Annotated in this window: 17 protein-coding genes; 12 read left to right on the forward strand and 5 right to left on the reverse strand. The window is 47.1% G+C overall.

What is annotated here, in order from left to right; genetic code table 11:
• The first annotated feature begins 330 nt into the window (after positions 1-330).
• From F3J22_RS18900 to F3J22_RS18920, 5 genes are all read left to right on the forward strand, one after another.
• Positions 331-1,125 (forward strand): ABC transporter permease, encoded by a 795-nt coding sequence (locus F3J22_RS18900; RefSeq protein WP_167019502.1) that lies wholly within the window; start codon positions 331-333, stop codon positions 1,123-1,125.
• A gap of 1 nt (position 1,126) precedes the next feature.
• On the forward strand, positions 1,127-1,900 hold the full coding sequence (locus F3J22_RS18905; protein WP_167019503.1) for an ABC transporter ATP-binding protein: 774 nt from the start codon (positions 1,127-1,129) through the stop codon (positions 1,898-1,900).
• Positions 1,901-1,903: 3 nt separating this feature from the next.
• Complete coding sequence (locus F3J22_RS18910) at positions 1,904-2,926, forward strand: MlaD family protein (protein WP_167019504.1); 1,023 nt, start codon at positions 1,904-1,906, stop codon at positions 2,924-2,926.
• Positions 2,927-2,987: 61 nt separating this feature from the next.
• Positions 2,988-3,734 (forward strand): 23S rRNA pseudouridine(2604) synthase RluF, encoded by a 747-nt coding sequence (gene rluF / locus F3J22_RS18915; protein ID WP_167019505.1) that lies wholly within the window; start codon positions 2,988-2,990, stop codon positions 3,732-3,734.
• A gap of 23 nt (positions 3,735-3,757) precedes the next feature.
• On the forward strand, positions 3,758-4,906 hold the full coding sequence (locus tag F3J22_RS18920; protein WP_205195413.1) for a putative sensor domain DACNV-containing protein: 1,149 nt from the start codon (positions 3,758-3,760) through the stop codon (positions 4,904-4,906).
• Here F3J22_RS18920 and F3J22_RS18925 read toward each other — a convergent pair whose 3' ends face one another.
• From F3J22_RS18925 to F3J22_RS18940, 4 genes are all read right to left on the reverse strand, one after another.
• Complete coding sequence (locus F3J22_RS18925) at positions 4,907-6,046, reverse strand: lactonase family protein (protein ID WP_167019506.1); 1,140 nt, start codon at positions 6,044-6,046, stop codon at positions 4,907-4,909.
• Between the two features lie 78 nt (positions 6,047-6,124).
• The gene (locus F3J22_RS18930) at positions 6,125-6,535 is read right to left on the reverse strand and encodes a VOC family protein (protein ID WP_167019507.1); all 411 of its coding nucleotides are present in this window, start codon (positions 6,533-6,535) and stop codon (positions 6,125-6,127) included.
• Between the two features lie 119 nt (positions 6,536-6,654).
• Entirely contained in the window at positions 6,655-8,370 is a 1,716-nt protein-coding gene (locus F3J22_RS18935) for a response regulator (RefSeq protein WP_167019508.1), read from the reverse strand.
• 295 nt (positions 8,371-8,665) lie between these two features.
• Positions 8,666-9,433 (reverse strand): nuclear transport factor 2 family protein, encoded by a 768-nt coding sequence (locus F3J22_RS18940; RefSeq protein ID WP_167019509.1) that lies wholly within the window; start codon positions 9,431-9,433, stop codon positions 8,666-8,668.
• Positions 9,434-9,737: 304 nt separating this feature from the next.
• On the opposite strand from F3J22_RS18940, the gene F3J22_RS18945 reads away from it, so the two are divergent.
• The 3 genes from F3J22_RS18945 (at position 9,738) to F3J22_RS18955 (ending at position 11,870) form a co-directional block, all read left to right on the forward strand.
• Positions 9,738-10,298 carry a dihydrofolate reductase family protein gene (locus F3J22_RS18945; protein ID WP_167019510.1) on the forward strand — a complete coding sequence of 187 codons (561 nt, stop codon included), beginning with the start codon at positions 9,738-9,740 and terminating at the stop codon, positions 10,296-10,298.
• Between the two features lie 170 nt (positions 10,299-10,468).
• Positions 10,469-11,227, forward strand: coding sequence for an SDR family NAD(P)-dependent oxidoreductase (locus F3J22_RS18950; RefSeq protein WP_167019511.1), 759 nt, complete (start codon positions 10,469-10,471; stop codon positions 11,225-11,227).
• A gap of 82 nt (positions 11,228-11,309) precedes the next feature.
• Positions 11,310-11,870, forward strand: a complete 561-nt coding sequence (locus tag F3J22_RS18955) for a dihydrofolate reductase family protein (RefSeq protein ID WP_167019512.1) — start codon at positions 11,310-11,312, stop codon at positions 11,868-11,870.
• Positions 11,871-12,032: 162 nt separating this feature from the next.
• Here the strand turns inward: F3J22_RS18955 and F3J22_RS18960 are convergent, their stop codons facing one another.
• Entirely contained in the window at positions 12,033-12,995 is a 963-nt protein-coding gene (locus F3J22_RS18960; protein ID WP_167019513.1) for a YXWGXW repeat-containing protein, read from the reverse strand.
• A 137-nt stretch (positions 12,996-13,132) separates the two neighbouring features.
• On the opposite strand from F3J22_RS18960, the gene F3J22_RS18965 reads away from it, so the two are divergent.
• The 4 genes from F3J22_RS18965 to F3J22_RS18980 all read left to right on the forward strand — a co-directional run bounded on the left by F3J22_RS18965 (position 13,133) and on the right by F3J22_RS18980 (position 23,546).
• Entirely contained in the window at positions 13,133-17,212 is a 4,080-nt protein-coding gene (locus F3J22_RS18965; protein ID WP_167019514.1) for a hybrid sensor histidine kinase/response regulator transcription factor, read from the forward strand.
• 200 nt (positions 17,213-17,412) lie between these two features.
• Positions 17,413-20,607, forward strand: a complete 3,195-nt coding sequence (locus F3J22_RS18970) for a TonB-dependent receptor (protein WP_167019515.1) — start codon at positions 17,413-17,415, stop codon at positions 20,605-20,607.
• A gap of 21 nt (positions 20,608-20,628) precedes the next feature.
• Positions 20,629-22,269, forward strand: a complete 1,641-nt coding sequence (locus F3J22_RS18975; protein WP_167019516.1) for a RagB/SusD family nutrient uptake outer membrane protein — start codon at positions 20,629-20,631, stop codon at positions 22,267-22,269.
• 20 nt (positions 22,270-22,289) lie between these two features.
• Positions 22,290-23,546 (forward strand): glycan-binding surface protein, encoded by a 1,257-nt coding sequence (locus F3J22_RS18980; RefSeq protein ID WP_167019517.1) that lies wholly within the window; start codon positions 22,290-22,292, stop codon positions 23,544-23,546.
• The last annotated feature ends 22 nt before the right edge of the window (positions 23,547-23,568 follow it).

Here is a 23,568-nt window from a genome sequence, read left to right on the forward strand (position 1 = left end):
ATAGATAAATATTCGGGCAGATTGACCTAAATTTGCGGCCCCAATCCAATATGGATCAGGCGTTATTTTTGGGTTAATTTCCCGGAAGGGAAAAGAAACGCTCAGGATAGGAAAAATTGAACAGATACGTTCAAATCTTGCTACAGCATTGTGTATGAGGGAAATATATTCCCCGTTATACAATGATTTTCAAGGGAGAAATACAGGAAAGTTTCCATTTTTCTGCCCCGACTGTAACATTCTGAGAACCAAAATTGTAATTTAGCGGGATGGTTGTGTCTTGCTGCTACCTGCGTATAGGCATAATTGATATAATTTAAAAACGGCAAAATGGATTCCAGCAACGGACAACCGGAGAAACCAGTCGTGTCCAAAGGACTTGATAATTTCTTCTTCGACATATACAGTATATTCCAGTTTATAACGCGGTTCTTTAAGGAAGCGTTGCGTCCTCCGCTGGAAGTAAAGGAGTTCATCCGTCAGTGTTACCAGGTAGGATATCGTTCTCTGGCACTGATTACCATGACAGGCTTCATCACCGGTCTGGTATTTACCAAACAGTCCCGTCCATCTCTTTCTGAATTTGGTGCCACTTCCTGGCTTCCTTCGCTGATAGCGATTGCAGTGGTAAGGGCCCTGGCGCCGTTGGTGACTTCCCTGATCTGTGCCGGTAAAGTCGGATCTTCCATCGGTGCCGAGCTGGCATCCATGAAAGTGACGGAGCAAATCGACGCCATGGAAGTTTCAGCGATCAATCCCTTTAAATTTCTGGTGGTAACCAGGGTGCTGGCTACCACTGTATGTATACCCGTTCTTGTTTGTTATACCGGTCTGGTAGCAATGCTGGGATCATACCTGGACGTACATCTGAATGAACATACCAGTTTCATTACTTTTTTCCAGGATGCATTCAAGAACATCACCTTTATGGATTTTGCCACCACCACGGTTAAAGGCGTTATGTACGGCTTTACCATTGGTATTGTTGGCTGTTTCCAGGGTTACAGGGCTTCCCAGGGTACGCAGGGCGTAGGTAAGGCTGCTAACGTTTCCGTAGTAGTGTCTATGTTCCTCATCTTCCTGGAAGAAGTGGTTATTGTTCAGGTGGCAAACGCATTTAGATAGTATGAAGAACTTCACGCCCAATATCGACTGGAAGGAAAAAATGATCGAGGTCAAGGATCTTTACAAATCTTTTGGCAGCAACCATGTATTGCGTGGCATCGACCTCCAGGTATATAAAGGGGAAAACGTAGTGGTACTCGGCCGGTCAGGTACCGGTAAATCAGTACTCATCAAAATAATGGTGGCATTGCTGTATCCCGATGCCGGCCAGGTAAATGTACTGGGACAGGAAGTGCCGACGCTGGGCATCCGCGAATTACGCGAGCTGCGCCTCAAAGTTGGTTTCTGCTTCCAGAATGGTGCCCTCTACGATAGTATGACGGTAGGAGAGAACCTCGCATTTCCGCTCAAACGCAATAACCCGGGCATCAGCAGAAGCGTCGTTAAAGAAAGGATAGAATCTGTACTGGATGCTGTCGGCTTGTCACAAACGCTGAACCAGATGCCATCAGAATTATCCGGCGGTCAGCGCAAACGTATCGGTATCGCCCGTACGCTGATACTCCGCCCGGATATCATGCTCTATGATGAACCTACAGCCGGGTTAGACCCCATCACCTGTACAGAAATCAATAACCTGATAAACGAAGTACAACAACGTTTCAATACCACCTCCATCATCATTACCCATGATCTCACCTGCGCCAAATCCGTAGGAGATACCATCGTTGTAATGAAAGAAGGCAAATTCATCAAACGCGGACCTTTCGATGAAGTGTTCAAATCAGATGATGAGCTGATCAGGGAGTTTTATGACTATAATTTTATTCAGTAATTTATGAAAGATACAAGCAACAGAAGGGCTGTCATTGTAGGGATATTTATCCTTGTTGGTGTCCTCATTTTTATTGCTGCCATCATTACCCTTGGCGGACAAAAGAAAACTTTTGTTTCTGCTGTACAGGTAAAGGCAGTATTTAAAGATGTGAACGGCCTCTCCGAAGGTAACAACGTTTGGTACTCCGGTGTGAAAGTAGGAACAGTGAAAAGAATCAACTTCGTTAAACATGACGAAATCCTCGTAGTGATGAACGTGGAAAAAAGCGCTGCCAAATATATCCACAAGGATGTAGAGGTGAAAGTTAGCTCCGATGGTTTTGTAGGAAACAAAATCGTAGCCCTCTCCGGCGGTACTGATAAAATGCCTGCCATTGAAGACGGCGACCAGCTCAACGTTGCCGCCACCGTTAGCACCGATGATATCATGAATACCCTCCAGATCAACAATAAAAGTCTTGTTGAAATCACCGGCAACCTGAAAGTGATCACCAAAAAAATTGCTGACGGACAAGGTAGCATCGGCAAACTGCTGAACGACGAAACCCTGTATAATGAGTTAAACACGACCATGGCGTCGCTGCAGAAATCTGCCGCCAATACCCAACGCCTCACCGAAGGCCTGGCTGCCTATGCAGGTAAACTGCAAACAAAAGGCTCCCTGTCCAATGACCTCGTGACAGATACCGTTGTATTCGCCCATCTGCGTAGCACCATCACACAGCTCAACGCTGTTGCCAACAATGCCAATTCCATGGTGGAAAGCCTCAAAGCTACTTCTGCCAGTCTCAACAACAACCTGACAAACAGCAATACTCCTGCGGGCGTACTGCTCAATGATAAACAAACTGCCGATAACCTGAAAGCGACCATCCAGAACCTCAGTACTTCCACTGCCAAACTGGATACCAACATGACCGCGCTGCAACATAATTTCCTGCTCCGTGGTTATTTCCGCAAACAGGCTAAAAGGGAAGCAAAGGCTGCTAAGAAAGCCGCTAAAGAAGCTGCCAAACAACAATAACAGCGCATGATGGCTGTCAGCAGTTATTTAAGTACTTTTGCTGTCTGACTTTAATTCCAACATGAACATCAGTATCAACAAGTATATCAGTGACACGGGCTTTTGCAGCCGGAGAGAGGCCGACAAATTTATAGAACAGGCACGTGTCACCATCAATGATAATATCGCCTCCAAGGGAGACCGCGTTCAACCTGGCGATGTGGTAGAGGTAGACGGTGAGCCACTTAAAAAAAAGAAAACCACCGTCTACATCGCCCTGAATAAACCCAAAGGTATTACCTGCACCACCGATACAAAGGATAAAACCAATATCGTTGATTTCGTCAACTATTCCTCCCGTATCTTCCCGATAGGCCGCCTGGATAAGCTCTCCGAAGGATTGATTTTCCTTACCAACGACGGCGATATCGTCAATAAAATCCTCCGCGCAGGTAATCAGCACGAAAAAGAATATATTGTAACAGTCGATAAACCCATTAACCTGGAATTTGTCAAAGCCATGAGAAGTGGTGTCCGCATCCTCGGTACCACCACCTTACCGGCATTTGTAAAGCAGGAGGGCACCAACCGTTTCAGAATCATCCTTACACAGGGACTCAACCGCCAGATCAGGCGCATGTGTGAGGTCCTGGGCTATAACGTAACGGCCCTGAAACGTATCCGTATCATGAATATCGCACTCAAAGACCTTCCCCCGGGTAAATGGCGCTATTTTACCAAAGATGAAATCAATACCATCAACACCATGGTGGCCACCAGCTCCAAAACACAGGGTGGCGGCAATGATGCCGGTGGCATGGATGAGTAACAGCAGACTAACCTTTTTTTACTATGGACCTGAACTTTGATTCAACCTACCAGGCAGCAGTGAAAGTGGCCGGCCCCGTGGCTACCCATTTTCAGCAGCATATGGCTACAGCATTGGAAAACGGCGAAGAAAAACTCGCCGCTGTTCCCACTCCTAAAATTATTGAACGCATTATAGACATCGCCTTCTGGGCCAGCCTGCGCCGCGAAGAAGGTAATGCAACCCGGATTTCACTGGCTTTCCTGCAACCGGAACACTCCGGCAAACCGCTGCGCTTTGCACACAGACTGCCACTGACCCCCACCATACTTACCAAACTGGCGCCAGGCGTAGAAAAACCTGGTGTACATATCGGCATCTGGTATGAAGGGGCTGAGCTTTACATCTGGGGAACTACCAATAAATTGCCTAGCGGCTGCTTTGTACTGGATGTAGCCGAACCTGGCCTGCTCGTTGTAAAACAAAGACGTCTGCTGGGATTGGGTAAGTTCACCAACATCGCCATGCTGAAAGGTGATCAGGTGAAAATTGTAGATGAAGGTTGCAGCATGAAAAAAGATGTGCCGGAAATCCTTAGCTCCCTGCTAGGTCACAAAACATCTCCTATCTGGAATAATACGACCAATGTTTTGATCCAGATAGCGGTATCTATGCGCAGCCACGGTAAAGGAGGGATTTTGCTGGTAACGCCGGCCTGTAACAACGGCTGGAAGGACTCCATCATTCAGCCCCTGCAATACCCCATTTCCCCGGCGTTTGGTGGCCTGGCAGACCTGATAAAACAGGATCCCGGTAATGCCAGCGAAATCTTCTGGAAAAATGCAGTGAGAAGGGAAGTGGAAAATATATCCGGACTTACTGCCGTAGATGGCGCTACCATCATCAACGACCGCCAGGAATTGCTGGCCTTTGGCGCTAAAATCACCCGTTCCTATAATTCAACTGTTGTAGAGCAGGTGATTATGCTGGAGCCAATACAGGGCGGAAAACCACAGGTACTGCATTCCTCCGCCATCGGCGGTACCCGCCACCTTTCAGCAGCACAGTTTGTACACGACCAACGTAATTGCCTGGCACTGGTAGCCTCCCAGGATGGATATTTTACCATCTTCTCCTGGTCGCCGACCGTACAAATGGTGCAGGCCCATCGTATCGATATCCTGCTGATGTAATTAAGATTTTACTTTATAGGCGCGGATCTTCAGACAACTGGGAGCGGTAATGCCGGTCACCTTGCCTGTCTGGGTTAAAAGACCGGTGGCCTTATCTCTCCTGAAAATGATAATATCATCGCTCAGCTGATGCGCTACCAGCAGGTAATTCCCGGTTGGGTCTATCACGAAATTCCTGGGATGATTACCGCCGGAAGAAATGCTGGAAATGCGCGTGAGTTGGCCGCTACGGGCATCTGCCTTATATATCACTATAATATTTTCATCTCCCCTGGTGCTAACGTACAGGAACTTACCATCGGGGGAGCAATGAATATCCGACCCGCCATAATCTCCCAAACCAGGTATGTTATGTGCAGCAATTGTCTGGATACTATCTAATCTGCCATTGGTATATTTATACGCCACTACATTCCCGCTGATCTCTTCTACACAATAACCAAACTTTCCATTTGGGTGAAACTCAAAATGACGCGGGCCTGCATGGGTGGCCGCAGGCGTGAATGCGGGGGTGCTGGCTGTCAGTGGCGTGCTGCCACTACCCAGTTTATACCACCAGATGCGGTTGGCGCCCAAATCAGGCGCATATACATATTGCTGGTCAGGGGAGAAGCCGACGGAATGAACATGCGATACCTCCTGGCGTACCAGTGTGCCGGTATAGTTGATTTTTATGGGCTGGGCAGTTTCGCCGATACTGCCATCCGGCAATAGTGGGTGTATACATAAACTGCCACCAGTATAATTGGCGTTCAGGAGCCATTTATTAGCTCTATCAGCCATCACATAAACGGGATTCTCACCAAAGCTGGACTGGCTGTTAATGAAAGCCAGGCTGCCATGGATGCTGTCGAAGCGGTAGGCACTTACCGTGCCGCCGTCGGGTATCCTCGACTCCGTGGCTGCATATACGAAACGGCCGTCAGTGGAAGTATTGAGATAGGAAGGGTTCACCACATCGGTGACGCTGCTGCTTTTTTTCAATGTCCCGTTTTCCGGGTTAAATTGATAAATGTAGATGCCCTCCTGGCCTTTGGCTTTATTGTAAGTGCCGGCAAACAGGTAGTACTGTTGCGCATAGGAGGCGGCAGCGGAGAAAAGGAGTATCGCGGTGCAAATCAGTTTTTGTGGACGTGGCATATAGCGGAATTCTTATAAGTCGTTGGCCACAAATATATTAGAATGCCCTTTTGTTTCATAGCAAAAGGGCCGGTTTTTTCAATTTTCAGGGATCGCATTTTGATCCATGAAGATGTATTCCCAGAGATGACCATCCAGGTCCTGGAAGCCTTTGGTATACATCCATCCATAGTCCTGCGCCTTACGTGGGATGGTGCCGCCGGCGGCCACCGCTCTGCTGGTGATCTCATCTACGGCTTCTCTGCTCTCCGCTGAAAGACAAAGTATGGCTTCTGTAACTTGTTTTGCATCGGCAATGGGTTTGTTGGTGAAGGTCTGGAAGAATTCTTCCACGATCAGCATAAAATATATGCTGTCAGAGATCACCATACAGGTAGCTTTATGGTCGGTAAACTGGGGATTGAAGGTATAACCCAGCTTGGTGAAAAATGCGATAGACTGCTGTAAGTCTTTCACCGGTAAGTTCACGTATATCTGTGGAGTCGTCATAATCAGCTTTTTGATGCTGGTACAAACATACTTGGAGTTAAATCAGTATACGCTGTGTTTTAGCGACAATTTCAGGGTAAATCCCGACAGGGCGGGTTGGGGAACATGTAGGTAGCCTGTTAAACCGCCAGTGTTGCGGTTCGCGGAGCAGTCATCACCTTTTCGATTGCCGCAAACAGTGATTTTCGTGGCAGCGGTTTTACAAGATAATTTTCCGCGCCTGCATTCAGAAACCGCTGTTTGTCCATGTCACAATTGTTGCCGCTTACGATGATCACATGTGTTTTAAAAGACATATTGTTGATTTCCCGGAGGATTTCATGACCACTCATATCTCCCAGAAATACATCCAGCAATACTACATCCGGTCTCCATTCGCGGAAAACGGAAAGGCCTTCCTGGCCGTTCATGGCTTGTCTTACCTGTACCGGGGTATCGTCAAAAAAGCGTTGCAGGTATTTCTGGCTGAAGGTATCATCATCAATGGCGAGCACTTTCATGCCTGCAAACAGTTGCAGGGAGCTGGCCGGAATATTTGCCGGCGCATTACTCCGGACCATCGGCCAGGAGAGGGTAAAGGTACTGCCTTTGCCAACTTCACTTTCCAGGGTGAGCGTACCATCTATACTTTTGGCCAGGCTGCTGGCCACATAGAGGCCTATGCCCGTTCCGGGGAGGTAGTTGTTCTGCTCCGTTTCATAGAGGTCGAAAACCTTCTTCATCTTTTCCTGGCTCATACCCTGTCCACGGTCTTTAATGCTTAACAGCAGGCGACCCTGTTCGTGAGAGAGGGTAACGGTAACGACGGTATTATCACGGGTAAATTTGATCGCATTCAGTAACAGGTTGATGACGATCTTATTCAGCCTGTTTTTCTGGGAAAGAATAAATACGGGTATATCTTCTTCTGCTTCGCAGATAAGTTTGACGTGTTTGCTGTTAGCCTGGTACTGGAAGGATTTTACTATTTCCCGGAGCCATGCCACTACTGCAAAAGATTCTGGCGGCGTGCACTGTTTAGACTCATTGTCCAGCTCCAGTACATTGTTGACCACAGACATTGCATAACCGCTGCTGGCATTCAGGTCGCGGATATATTCCACCAGTGCATTGTATTCATTTTTCTTTTCTACTTCCCTGGTGAGTACTTCTGTAATGCCGGTCAGGGAATGGAGCGGGTTCCTGATTTCATGGCTCAGGGCCTTGCTGAGAAAGGTCTTCTCCTGCAGTGCTTTTTCCAGCGCTTCATTACTGTTGCGCAGTGCCTTGATAAGGCGGATGGAATAGTTCTTGAAAAAGGCGACCGCACAAATGGTGAGTGCCAGTAATTTAAAGGTGCAGTAGTCTTTGAGCAGGTTGATGTCCTGCTGTACGATATTATTGCCGAAAATATCCGTGTGTTTGCTGATCCTGATGAGTACCAGCGTTGCAAAGCAGCAGCTGATGCTGGCAACCAGGGAAGGTGTTTGCGTGAACACCAGCAATGATACGATGATCAGGAATACTACCAGCATGGATTCGCCTACTACCATACCTTTTCCTATCTGCAGGTACAGGGCCATGCCGTTGTGCAGGGCCAGGAAAAGGATATTGGCCAGGGTGGTACACCTGATTAAGTTTAACACCGGCAGGCACATAAAGGCAATACTGGCTAAACTTCCTGCCACCATTACAGATAAATCATGCGTGAATGTGTACAGCAGTGCACAATTGACGAACATAAAAAATCCGGACAAAATACTGAGTGTGTTGATAACACTGATACTATCGCTGTTGTTAGCAGCCATGGCTGCTGTAAGCGCATTTCCGCTTTCAGGTTTTCGTGTAACAAGCATGGAATCTGGTTGAGGGTTCACATTTCTTCGATGATAGTTATGTTTGCTCTACAAAATTCATCACGAAGTTTCAGATCGCTATAATAAAGAATCTACACATATCTATCAATAAACGAGAAATTGCGGATTAGGTATTTCCAATATTTGTTAATCAATTGTTAATCTGCTGGATCGCCGAATGGTATTGTGTTTTGACGGGCTCATACATGGCAAAATAAGCGTATTTAACCGGTGGGTTTCCTCCGGCTATATCAGTATTTTTATTGATTATATTGATAGTGTGAAAAGACGGAAATCAGAATTTCCCGTTATCATTTTTCCAGAAATTCTTATGCGGAATATCCTGTATAGTATCCCAGTGTTCAGCGATTTTACCATCCTCCACCCGGAAGAGATCGAAGAATGCACTATGTGCATGGTCCATATCTCCTTCACTGACAACCAGCACAAAATTGCCTTCACCCAATACTTTATGGATACGGTCGTAATGCATGGTAACACCATGACTCGCCCAGTCTGTAAATGCGCGTTGTAACCCGGATAAATTATCCGGGATACCGGGGTTATGCTGTATGTAGGTATCACCGTTGAAATAGCGGGGGAGCTTGTCCATAGTGCCGCCGATAAGCACCTCTTCTACGAAGTGCTGCACGAGATCTTTATTGGTGGCGGTTTTGTCGAGGTCTTTCAGCTCTGTACTGCCATCTGTCATGCTATGACCGCTCGGGTTTGTAAGTGCAGGTGTTTTTTGTAAGTTATCCCAATGTTCTGTGATATAACCATCTTCAAACCGGAAGATATCGAAGCCTATTTTTGGCCCGAAAAAATCATAGATGGTATGGGCAAATACATATTCATCATCCTGGAAAACCCTTACGGTATCTACCTTTGCAGATTTCGGAGGAAGTTGCTGTAAATACTGACCAAAGCCACTGAGGCCATCGGCAGCGCTGAGATTATGTTGCTTGTAATGTTGCGGATTGATGCATTGAACAGGTTCGGCAGCGCCGGTTTCAATAGCTTTCAGTAATGCTCTGACCTGTTGTTTCTGGGTGCTTTCCATAAAATATAATTCAGGTAGATGATTAAATGATCTGCATGTCTTCTTTATACAAACATCCTGTTGTGAAGGTTGCGATTCCCGGGAGTAGGTTTATAATGCCAGTTATACTGCAAAATTAAACCACTTCAGCGGATATACGCTGCCTGTCACCTTTTTTAACGATAGTTTTTACACTTATCATACGAAGTGGCTGCTGTAAATCCGGTTATGGCAACCACAGCATTATCTACCCGGAAAAAGAAATATTTCCGCAGTCGTACGCACATGCCCGCGACTTATTATTTTTGCTAAAACCCTTCCACAAATGAAAAATCTCTGGCTATTTGCACATATCTCCCTCGACGGGATGGCAGCAGGCCCCAATGGTGAAATGGACTGGATCCATGTTGATGAGGAAATCTTTGATTATGTGCATTCATGGGTGAGTCAAACCACCACTGCGCTTTATGGCCGCAATACCTACAAAATGATGGAATCCTACTGGCCAACAGCCGGCGACAAGCCTAATGCCTCCCGCCACGACAAGGAACATTCCGCCTGGTATATGAAGGCTAAGAAATATGTCCTTTCCAATTCCATGGCGCCGGATGATTATGGTAATGTACACATCATCAATGGTGACATTGTACCAGGTATCCAGGAAATGAAAGCATCTGCCGATACTGATATCATTTTATTCGGTAGTCCGGGTGCCGGCCATTCGCTCCTGAAACATGACCTGATCGATGGCTTTATGTTATTCGTTAACCCGAAAATCATCGGCCCGGGTATTCCTGTTTTTGAGCATCAGCAAAAACTGAACCTGCAAATGAAGGGTGCGCATACCTTTAATAGTGGCGTTGTTGCCTTACGGTATCACAAGTAATGATGTATCTGCATAAATATCATTTCTTATAGAAATGTTAACTATCAGCAGCTCCGTAATTTAATCCGTACCTTTGCACTACTTCAACGCAAAGATTGTCCCACTTCCCTGTACACATTGCACCCCCAATTACCATCAGTTCGTATTGATTAACTTAAAAAATACTGAATATGAAAAGACTGGAAAACAAGGTTGCCGTTATAACCGGCGGCGCAGGAAGCATCGGACAAACAACAGCAAAATTATTTATTGACGAAGGCGCAAAAGTGGTGCTGGTCGACCTCGACGAAGCCGCACTGAAAAAAGCTACTGACACACTTGGCCCCAATGCCGCCTATGTGACCGCAAATGTTACCGTGGCAGCTGACGTGGAGAAATACGCCAAAGAAGCCGTAAAGAAATTCGGGAAGATTGATATCTTCTTTAACAACGCCGGCATAGAAGGGGCGGTAGCCCCCGTAACGGAATTCCCGGAAGATGTCTGGGATAAAGTAATGGCGGTGAACGTGAAAGGCGTTTTCCTGGGCTGTAAATATGTATTGCCACAGATGAACGATGGCGCCAGCATGATCATTACATCTTCTGTAGCCGGACTCGGTGGTTCTGCCAATTTCGTGGCCTATGTGGCCTCAAAACACGCTACTATCGGGATTATGCGCACTGTAGCGCTCGAAGCGGCAGCCAGGAAAATCCGCGTAAATACTATTCACCCATCGCCGGTAAATAACAGGATGATGCGTAGCATCGAAGAAGGCTACGAACCTGGTAAAGGTGCGGAAGTACAGAAAGAACTCGCTGCACAAATTCCACTGGGCCGCTACGCGGAACCGGTAGAAATTGCAAAGCTGGTTCTGTTCCTCGGTTCCGACGACAGCCAGTTCATCACCGGCGCCCAATACGTTATTGACGGCGGCCAGAATGCCAAATAGCTCCTTACATTTTATACCAATCAATATTAGCGGTGCTCCCAACAAGGGGCGCCGCTTTTTTGTTGAGCTAAAAACGCTCGTCATGAGAAAGCTGGTTTCTTTTCAGTTTATTACCCTCAACGGTTATTTCGAAGACGCTGCCGCCAGTACGGCCTGGGCAATCCAAAGTATGGAACAACGGGACTATGCACTGAATAATATGGAGGCAGAAAATATACTGCTATTCGGCCGCATCACCTACGAACATATGATTGCCTGGTGGCCGACGAATGCCGCCATTAAACAGGATCCGGAAATGGCAGCCGGCATGAACAATGCAGAGAAAATTGTTTTTTCCAACACGCTTAAAAATGTTAGCTGGCAAAATACACGTGTTGTCGGCGGTGATATCACCGAAGAAATACGACGACTGAAAAATACACCAGGAAAGAATCTTTGTCTGCTCGGCAGCGGAAGCATCCTTACACTTTTTGCTGCGCATGATCTGGTAGATGAATTTCAGCTGATGATCAACCCGGTGGCGCTGGGCAATGGCCATAGCATCTTTAAGGGGCTGGCCCAACAGCTCAACCTGCAGTTGCTGTCGTCCAAAGTGTTTTCAAATGGGGTGGTTGTGCTAACGTATATACCCGTACGTAAATAATCTCCGGAACGAAAAATCCCGCCGGAAGTTATTCCAACGGGATTTTCCTGGGGTTATAATAAGGCTTGGGGTCAATGGACAATTTGGGGTTAGCTGGATGCCGTTGTTTGGGGGATGTATGGATGATGTTTCAGGGTTATAATGGATGTAATATTTTTAAGACTAGCCTCGGTGCATACGTTCGTGATGGGCTCTGGCTTCACCGCCGCCACCACGAGGTCCGCCGCCACCGCCGCGCTGCATACGCATGGCCTGCTGCTGGTGCTGCTGTGGCGCTCTGCCTTCGTTGTTGCGCTGCACCCTCATGTCATGCTGCTGCTGTTGCCCGTTAAATGAATTGTGTGGCTCGTTGTTGCCGGCATTGTGACTGGCAAAGTTATTTGCCGTGTTATTGCCTGCACCTGGCGACATATGATTACCTTGTACATTCGTTGCCCGATCGTGGGTATTGTTATTTGCCATCACCCGGTTGTTGTTATTGTTCATCGGCTGTGCACGTTGCTGCATGGCAGTGTTTTCGCGTGAAACCTGTGCCTGCGTAGGTGCCACTCTTTCCTCACGGGCCGCCATTTCCTCATTGCGGTTTGGCCTGGCTGTAACGCCGCCCTCTCCGTTATAACTTGTGCGGTTATTGTTGATGGTGGTATTGTTGTTGATCACCGTCACATTTCTGACATAAGTGTTGTGAACGACAGTAGTGTTTATATTGGCGCAGGCAGTATTGTAATGATATACATTGCCACGCCACATACCACCTTCAAAACCTACCCCTCCATAACCAAAGCCATAGTTGATACCGCCGTAGAAGCCAATATGAGGTCCCCAGTATCCGGCATGCCAGGCATAAACGCCGCCCACAAATCCCCAGTAACCAGGTGTCCATAATAACCGCGGCCTTGGAGGCATTACCCAGGCTCCCGGTACCCAGTAATAACCGTCAGGCCCATAAGCCCAATAGCCTGGCGTCCACATATAACCATCGCCCGGACACATAGGCTGTGTATAGATCGGTAATGCCGGTGGACCCACATGAATGGACACGCCTACACTTACCTGTGCATTTACTTCATTGATTCCCAATGATAGTAATGCTATAATGAAGGATGTAACTAAGATTCTTCGCATAAAATATGGATTGCAAGATGGAATTATGACTTGGAAGCAATGTAAAGGTTTAAAGCACCTGCCGCCCTTTAGGCTAAAACCGCTCTTTTTAATCTACTTTTAATTATTATATTTAGACCAGTCTATCGACTGTTTCCATGATTAAGAAAACTATACTGATTCCACTGTTATTGGCTATATGCTCTTTTGGTCAGGCACAGGATTTTATGTCGCTGAATGTGAGTAACGGTCTTTCCAACAACCAGGTCAACTGTATCTATAAAGACAATAAAGGATTTATGTGGTTTGGTACCATGAGTGGGCTAAACCGCTTTGATGGCTCCAACTGCCGCGTGTTCCGGCATAACCCGGCAGATTCCCTTTCTATCAGCGACGACTACATCTCCAAAATCTTTCCCGCTCCCGGCAATCAACTCTATATAAAAACAAGAAATGGCGATGTGGTGTATAATCCCGGGAAGGAACAATTCATAAAAGCAGCTACCTGGCTGCAGCAATATGGCCTGCCAGCCAATGGTATTACTGCCATCAGGGAGCTTAAAGGCAATTACTGGTTTGCGTACGACAGCGGACAACTCGTTCGCATGGATGAAAATAAACACCTGCTGCCCCTGCAGGTACATCATCCTGCCAATCTCTCCATCGCTGATCTGGCTATCACCAGCGATAATAATCTGCTGGTACTCTCGTATAACGGAGATATTGAAAAGATAAACTGTAGTAATAACACCCTCATCTACCGGAAAAATATTGTCCCGCTGCCGGCAGATAAACGTCCGCTCTCCCTCAGCATTTTTGCAGATGCACAAAACGATTATTGGATCTACATGCCCGGCAATGATTTCGGGGTGATGTACATGGACAATAAAAACAATACCACGAGGTATTTCAATTCCCGCAATGGCGCCTTAAATAATGATATCGTCAACAGTGTTGTACAGGATGAAAAAGGACGTATCTGGATAGGAACCGACCATGGTGGTATCACCATACTTGATAAGGAAAATTTTACCTCCCATTTTCTGGTAAACAGGGAAGATGACCTGAAAAGTATTGCCGAGAATGCCGTGTACTCACTATACAAAGATAACCTGGGCATTATCTGGTGTGGTACCTATAAAAAAGGGATCAGTTATTATGGAGAAAATATGCGGAAATTCCGCCAGTATTCCCGTCAGTATAATGACCCTCATAGTTTGGAATACAACGACTTAAACTGCTTTGCTGAAGATAAAAAAGGAAACGTATGGATAGGTACCAATGGCGGCGGACTGATCTATTTCGACCGGCAGACCGGCCAGTTCAGGCAGTGGAAACATTCCGCTGATCCTGCCAGTATCAGTACCGATGTTATTCTGACGATGTATGTAGATGAGGATAATAGTCTGTGGATTGGGTATTACTTCGGCGGCATGGACCATTTCGTGAATGGAAAAGCAATACACGCCGTCCCTAACCCCGCAAATCCTAACAGTCTTGCAGGGAAAACGGTATGGAAAATCTACCGCGACAGTCAGCATAATTTCTGGGTCGGTACCCTGGGAAATGGTCTCGATCGCTTTGACCGCGAAAAGTGGACCTTCTATCATAATAATGTGAGCATGCCCAACTCTGTGCATTCAAATTTTATTTCAGCAATGACAGAAGACCCTGCTGGTAATCTGTGGATTGGAACAGCTTATGGTATTGACATGCTGGACAAGGCAAAAGGGGTTTTTATTCATTATCTCCGCGAAACACACGGACTGAGCAATGATAATGTCAGCACCGTACACAGTGATAAATACGGCAACATATGGGCAGGTTCCAGGGATGGACTCAGTGTGTTTGATCCGGTAGAACAACGCTTTCGTAATTTCAGGATGGAAGACGGTTTGCCGGATAACAATATCATCTCTATACTGGAAGATAAGGAAGGACACCTGTGGGTAAGCACCAGCAATGGGCTGTGTAAGCTCACTGTGCGCATGGAAGCCGGCAACAGGGTGACCGGTATCAGTTGTCGCAATTTTAATAGTAAAGATGGGTTACAGGGAGATGCCTTTAACGTAAACGCCGCGCTGCAACTGAGTTCTGGTGAGCTGATCTTCGGGGGCTCCGATGGTTTTAATCTCTTCGACCCGGCCATGATACGGCAGACAAGGGAAGAGCCACCACTGGTATTTACGTCCCTACAATTATTTAACCGGGTAATAGGCGTCGGCGAAAAATTACGCAACCACGTTATCCTGAGCGAAGCACTCCCTGAAACCAAAGAGATTGTGCTGCGCTACAACGAAAATGATTTTTCCCTTGATTTCGCAGCGCTGGATTATATCAACACCGACAAAAACAAGTATACCTACGTCTATAAACTGGAAGGTTTTAACCGGGAATGGCAGGCGGCCGATGCGCGATCTAAACGTATTACCTATACGAATATCAATCCCGGTGATTACGTGCTCCACCTGAAAGCCCTCAACGACGACGGCTCCGATAACTGGAAAGGCATCGCGTTGCGGATCATTGTTCAGCCGCCATTCTGGGCTACTTCCTGGGCATATATCGTGTATGTATTGCAGTTAGGTGCTGCTTTATTTTTCCTGCGGAGATGGGTATTGCAACGTGCCCATCGAAGGTTCGCGCTGGCGCAGGAACGTAAAGAAGCGCAGCAGTTACATGAGCTGGACATGCTGAAAATCAAACTGTTCACTAATCTGAGTCATGAGTTCAGGACGCCGGTATCCCTGATCCTTGCACCGCTGGATGAGGTGATCCGCCACGAAAAAGACCATGCCTTTAAGCATAAACTGTACTTAATCAGAAGAAATGCACGCCGCCTGCTTAACCTTGTCAATCAGCTGATGGACTTCCGTCGCATGGAGATGCAGGAACTGAAACTGGACCCTACGCCGGGAGATATAATCGGATTTATCCGGGAGGTGGTGTACAGCTTTACAGACCTCGCAGAACGGAAACAGATGGAATTCAGCTTCCAGACAAATACCGAAGCCCTTTACACGACCTTTGACCATGATAAGATAGAGCGCATATTATTCAACCTGTTGTCCAACGCCTTCAAGTTTACCCCTGCAGGCGGATCGGTACATGTTTTTGCTGTGGTAGAGCAGGGGGATGATGATTATGCCATGCTGCAACTGAAGGTGGAAGATACCGGCATCGGTATTCCTGGTGAGCGGCAGGAAAAGGTATTTGAGCAATTTTTCCAGAGTGATGTGCCGGGAGGTTTTGTAAGTCAGGGCAGCGGGATAGGTTTAGCCATCACCAGGGAGTTTGTGAAATTGTTCCGCGGCACTATTGAGGTAGAAAGTGAGGTTAACAGGGGAGCTGCTTTTACGCTTCGTATACCCTTAACAGTTACAACGCCGGTAGAAATTACTGCAACACCTGCCCCCCTTCATGCAACGGATCATACCCCTCCTGAGCCTGAACCATTGCCAGCAGTGGCAGATCAAAGTCCGGATGGTAAGGCCACCGTTTTACTCGTGGAAGACAACGATGACTTCCGGTTTTATTTAAAGGAGAATATGAAGGAGTATTACCATGTCATTGAGGCTCAAGATGGTATGGCTGGCTGGCAAAAGGCATTATCTGCCCATCCCGACCTGATCGTCAGTGATATAAACATGCCGTTAATGGATGGTATTTCCTTGTGTGCCAAGATAAAAGGGGATAGTCGTACCCGTAGGATACCGGTCATTTTGCTTACCGCTATGGCGGCAGAAGAGCAGCAGTTAAAAGGGCTGGCACATGGAGCGGCAGATTACCTGGTAAAGCCTTTCAACTTTGAGATTATGCTGTCGAGGGTACGGAAGGTACTGGCCAGTAAACCCGCCCAGCCGATGGTGATCGTATCACAGCACCCGGATGCTGCCGGTGCCCTCAGTGCAGATGAGAAGTTCATGCAGAAGACACTGGAAATAGTAGAAAAGAACCTGTCTAACCCTAATTTCTCCGTAGAAGAGCTGAGCAGGGAGCTGTGTATGAACAGGGTATCTGTTTACCGCCGGATATTTGGCATTACCGGGCAGCCACCGATAGAGTTTATCCGTGGGGTACGTTTGCAGCGTGCTGCCCAGTTGCTGACCCGCTCTGATATGAATATCACGGAAGTGGCGTATGAAGTCGGCTTTAACAATCCTAAATATTTTACCAAATACTTCAAAGTAGCCTATAAGATGCTGCCATCGGCCTATGCGGCGGCAAACAGAAAATAGCACGCAACAGAATGATACCTCCGGGGATACATCTGATACCCCTGTTGCGCAACAAGAACAGCCCAAAGAATACACATTGGCGGTACCTGTGATATACAGGTAAAGTATACTTTTATCCCATCGTTATGAAAGTTATCCAACTATGAAGTGAAAGCCAAAATCAAAAGATCGCTCATTTATTAAATTTTAATTCTCCACGTATGAAAAGAGCCAGTATTACTGGAAGATCATTCCTGTTGGTATGGTTAATGGTCAGCTGCTGTGCGTTGCTATCGCCGGTATTTGCCCAGCAACCCGCCAATACATCACCCAAATTAACAGGTATTGTTTCCACCACACAGGGCCAGCCCATCCCCGGCGCCTCCATTTATGTGAAAGGCACCAAGCTGGCCGTAGCCACTGATGCAGAAGGTAAGTTCAGTATCGCTGCCACTGCCGGTCAGGTACTGACCATCAGTTCCATGGGCTACCTGACACGCGAAGTAAAAGTTCCCGGTCACCTGAAAGTTGATGTTCAGCTTCAGGAGAACCCTAACCAGCTAGGCGATGTGCTGATCATTGGTTATGGTACCATGAAGAAAACAGACCAAAGCAGTGCACAGGTTTCTATTTCTTCTGCCGACATCAACAAAACCATTAACACCACTATGGACCAGGCCATTCAGGGCCGTGCCGCCGGCGTTTATGTAACGCAGAACAGCGGTCAGCCTGGCGGTGGTATCTCCGTTAATATCCGCGGGGTAAGTACCATCAACGGTACTACTGAACCCCTGTACGTAATTGATGGGGTACAGATACAGCCAGCGCAGGTATCTTATGGTGTAACAAGTTCCACCAACGCCCTGGCAGGTATCAATCCTTCGGATATTGAATCGATGGAGATCCTGCAAGGCCCCTCAGCTACCGCTATCTATGGTACCCGCGCTACAAATGGTGTGGTACTCATTACTACCAAAAGAGGTAACAAAGGCGGACTGAAAGTAGGTTACAATTACCTGTACTCTCAGCAGCAAACACCTAAAACACTGGATGTGATGAGCTTACAGCAGTTTGCTATCATGAACAACGAAATTGCTACGCTGCTAAACCGTACGCCTACGCCGGAATTTGCCAATCCAGGCGTTTTGGGAAATGGTACCAACTGGCAGGAAGCCCTGTTTAAACCGGCACCGCTGCAAAAGCATCAGCTGACAGTCAGCAACAGTGTCAATAATACCAACTACTATATGTCCGGTGAATATCTTTCGCAGGATGGGGTAGCCATTGGTTCTAACTTCAACCGTTATTCCTTCCGCCTCAACCTGGACAACCAGGCGACGAAATGGCTGAAGCTGAGTACTTCGCTCAACTTCTACCAGACAAAAGAAAAATTATCTACCACCAGTGAAGATGTGATTCATAATGCCATCAACCTGGCACCTAATGTTCCGGTGAAAAATCCGGATGGTACCTGGGGTGGCGCTACTACCAATGAATTTGGTACCAATGCACAATATGCACCGGTAAACCCTGTGGCTATCGCTTCCCTGGTAAATAATACCCTGAAAAAAAGTGGCGGATTAGGTAGTCTGGGTGCAGAAGTAACTATCATTCCGGGCCTGGTTTTCCGTACCACCTTCAACGGTAACTTCGAATACCAGGATGGTTCCATCTTCACACCTACCTATACGCTAGGCTATAAGGTGAATGAGCAGGCCACCATGACAGTTTCTACAGGTAAAAACTTTTACTGGAACCTGAATGAACTCTTACAGTATAATAAGTCATTCGGTAAACATGACCTGGGGGTAATGGTAAGCCATGAGGCACAGGCCTGGAACTATCAGAGCCTGAATTCTACCCGTACCGGTTTTGCCAGCAATTCCATTCCTTCTATCAACCTGGGGAATGCTACCGGACAAAGTTCCGGTGCCGGAAAGGGTAGTGGCGCCCTGGAGTCTTACCTCGGACGTATCAACTACAGTTACAAAGACCGGTATATTGCGCAGCTGGCCGGCAGGATGGACGGTTCTTCCAGCTTTGGTATGGACAACATCTGGGCTTATTTCCCCTCTGCGTCTGCGGCATGGCGTATTTCACAGGAACCTTTCATGAAGTCGGTGAGCTGGATCAGTGAGCTGAAAATCCGTGCAGAGGTTGGAGAAACCGGTAGCAGCAATACCAATGGTGGTCAGTATAACTCCCTCGCAGCAACTACCACTCCGTTTGGTACGGGCTACAGGATCGGACAATACGGTAACCCTGCTTTACAATGGGAGCTGACCAATACTAAAAATGTTGGTTTCAACCTCGCGATACTGAACAACAGGGTGTCGCTGGAAGGTGATTTCTATATCAGGAAAACCAACAATCTCCTGATGCAGGCTACCATGCCGGCATATCAGGGCACCAATGCCGAAGGTGCTATCGGTTCGCCATGGCTCAACGTAGGCTCCCTGGAAAACAAAGGTTATGCGCTTACCCTGAATACGGTGAACATGCAAACCAAATCAGGTTTTGTATGGAAAACAAACTTTAATATCTCTCATGTAAATACTACCGTTACGAAACTGAACACGCAATTTGGCTTCTTCACCAGAACGGCCTGGTTCATGAACAACTTTACCGAAAGGACCGCTGTCGGACAAGCACCATGGCTCTTTTACGGTTATGTATACGACGGTATCTTCAAATCTGTGGACGAAATTAAAAACAGTCCGATTCCTACACAGTCCGATGGATCCAAACTTCCTATCAACAAGGATAACGGTGTATGGGTAGGAGATATTAAGTATAAAGATCTCAATGGCGATGGTATCATCGATTCACGTGATCAGACGTATATCGGTAGCCCATGGCCGAAGTTTACTTTTGGTTTCAATAACAGTTTCTCCTACAAAGGATTTGATCTGAACGTACTGGTTACGGCGGTGAGCGGTAATAAAATCTATAACTACCTGCGTTTCGAAAATACTAATCCTGGAAACATCAACCTGGGCCGGAACCTGCTGGCTGAAACCTTTAACTACGCCCGTGTTACAGATGATGGTGATAAATCTACGCTGATCAACAGCGGTACCAATGTGCCACGTATAACCGGGTCGGATGTAAATGGTAACAGCAATCGTTTTACTACACTGTATGTAGAAGATGGTTCCTATATCCGTATTAAAAATGTGCAGCTGGGTTATAACCTGCCGTCGTCACTGTTGCATATGCAATCAGTTATAAAGGCATTGCGTGTATCCCTGGGGGTGCAGAACCTGGCAACTTTCACGAAGTATAAAGGCTATGATCCGGAAGTGGGTGCTTATATCGGAAAAGAATCACAGGTGTCTTCCAACCTGATAGGGGTTGATGGTGGCCGTTATCCGATCACCCGCACCTATTCTGCCAGCATCGCTGTTGATTTTTAATACCGTTTAAAAAAGATAATCATGAAGTCTATATATCATAAAATATCCTTTCTACTCATCGCAGCGGCTGCCGCTATGGCTGGCTGTTCTAAAAGTTTCCTGGTACGTCCGCCGGAAGATGCGATCGTTGATGCTAACTTCTACCAGACTTCCGATCAGATAATGGCTGCTACGGCTCCTTTATACAACGTGGTATGGTTTGCCTATAATGATAAGGCCTCCCATGGTATCGGCGACGGACGTGGTGGTGTACTGATGTCGGGCTCCTATGAGGTAGATAATATCCGGATGCAGACCACCGATGTTACACCGGAGGTTTACAGTGCCTGGAGTGCGTTCTTTAATGTGGTGGCGCAGTCTAACCTGACGATCAACAACATCACTAAATATGCAGGACCGGCAGTACCTGCCAATATTAAAAATCAGGGCATTGCAGAAGGCCGCTTTATGCGCGCTGTTGCCTATTCCTACCTGACTATGAACTGGGGCGCCGTGCCGCTGATCAACAATAACCTGGATTACCTCAACGATACTACGCTGACGCGTAATACGGAAGAATCAGTATGGGAATTCATCATCCGCGATCTTCAGTTTGCAGTGGCTAACCTGCCGTCAACGGTTTCTCAGAAGGGCCGTGTGACCAAATGGTCTGCAGAGGGGATGCTGGCAAGGACCTACCTCATCAGGTCCGGTTTGAACCAGTCCGGTACACGTAAGCAGTCCGACCTCGACAGTGCAGCATTGCTGGCGCAGGATGTTATCAATAACAGCGGTGCTTCGCTGATGGCAAATTATGAAGATCTCTTCATGACAAAAAATAACAACAACTCCGAAAGCCTTTTCTCGCTGCAATGGAAATATGATGGCGACTGGGGATCACAAAACAGTGTGCAGGCCTATCTCGCCTATGGCGGTGAAATCACCAGCTTTGGTGATGGATGGGGAGGAGATATCGGGGCTTCGTTGGACCAGCTGAATTTGTATTCACTGAATGATAAACGCCGTAAGGCTACGTTTATGCTGCCGGGTGATCACTATTCCTATATCCATCAGGCGGTAGATGATCCGAACAGCCCGGGTAAGAAAATTATCCAGGAGTTGCAGGTGCCTGAAAACCAGACAGGCTACAGTGCAAGGGCATGGGTGAAGAAATATGTGGTGGGCCGTCCGGAAGATAATGACGGTAAAGTACAGTTTATGCGTACAGAGGTTTGTACTTATATGATGCGGCTGGCAGAAGTTTACCTGATCTATGCTGAGGCGGTATTGGGCAACCAGGCTTCCACCTCAGATGCCGTGGCTGTGAAATATTTCAACGCGGTACACAAAAGAGCAGGTTTACAGGAAGTTACAAGTCTGACCTGGGATAATATTTATAAAGAGAGAAGATTGGAATTTGGTATGGAAGGAGTGGCGTGGTATGACCTGGTGCGACTGCATTACTATAATCCGACCAAAGCATTGAGCATGATTGCATCGCAGGACAAGGGTACTTACCGTATCGTTCCAAATGCGCTGACGAATGCTACCACCTGGACGATTACCAGTGATCAGCCTACGACTTACCCGGTATCTGAAAGCAACTTCCGTCTGCCACTGCCTGCACAGGAACTGAGTCAGGCGCCTAATCTGCGTAAAACGCCGGTGCCTTACAAATTTTAATCTTTCTAAAACACAACCGTATGTCTTATCATCCTAAGAAAATATATAAAGGAGTGAGCAAAGTCATGACAGGATTGTTTTTTGCAACACTCCTGCTGCTGGGCTCCTGCAAAAAAGACAATGACGTTGCCGGTCCGCCGGTGATTACTAAAATTACCCTGCTCGATTCTACCAAAACCGACAGCACATTTGTGACGGCATTGCCCGGAACCTTGCTGTTGGTGACCGGTAGTAACCTTGCCGGCCTTACATCCGTTAAATTTAATGGTCAGGATGCCTATTTTAATCCCACGTATAATACCAATACACACCTGATCATCACCATTCCGGGTAATGCGCCCACAGAGGCTACTGACCCGAATGTGCCAAACACAATTACTTTTACGACCGGTCATGGTGTCACCACTTATACCTTTAAGCTGATCGTGCCACCACCTTCCATCACGGCTATTTCCAATGAAAATGCATTGGCGGGCGACTCTGTCTATATCTATGGTTCCAGCCTGTACCTGATCGAAAAAATAGGATTGCCGGGTGGCAGAACCGTTACTGATGTAGTAACAACACCGGCAGGTACCTATGTTGGTTTTGTAATGCCTGACCTGGCAGATGATACAGGCCGCCTGGTATTATATGGAAAGCTGGGGACAGCTACGTCAGACGGGCCTTTAAACGATCATCAGAGTGGTGATGTGATCAGTAACCTCACCAACGAAGGAGAAGCAGGCGAATTGCCGGTATTTAACTGGGCATGGTGGGGCGCCAACAGAACGAATGATGCTACTATTTTTCCTGGCACCAGAGGATATTATCTGCAGAGTGTGTTTGGTGGTGTTAGTACTAATGATGGAGCCTGGTGGACAGCCAACCGTGGCGGTATCTTTAACGCTGTAAACGTAATCCCGGCAGCAGCGAAGACGCAGCCCGCAGCCAATTACGCGCTGAAGTTTGAAGTGAATACCAAAGAACCATGGAAGGCAGGCGTAAACATACTCCGGTTTGGCGAAAGCTATGCTTACCGCTTTATTCCATATACCAATGCTTCCAATAAAACATTTGATACGCAAAACAAATGGCAGACCGTTACAGTGCCGTTATCATCTTTCAGGAAAGCAGATAATGGAGTAGAAGGTACCGGCATGCCGGCCGCCTCCGTAGCGGATGTGCTGGATGCGGGAGGAACTGTGACATTCACCTATCACATTATTTCTGAAGCAGATCCAATTGACGTGTATAATACTGCCTACGACAATTTCAGGATTGTGAAAATCAAATAGGTGGGTGATAGAAAACGTAGAA

The sequence above is a fragment of the Chitinophaga sp. Cy-1792 genome, assembly GCF_011752935.1.
In the GTDB taxonomy this organism is placed as follows: domain Bacteria; phylum Bacteroidota; class Bacteroidia; order Chitinophagales; family Chitinophagaceae; genus Chitinophaga.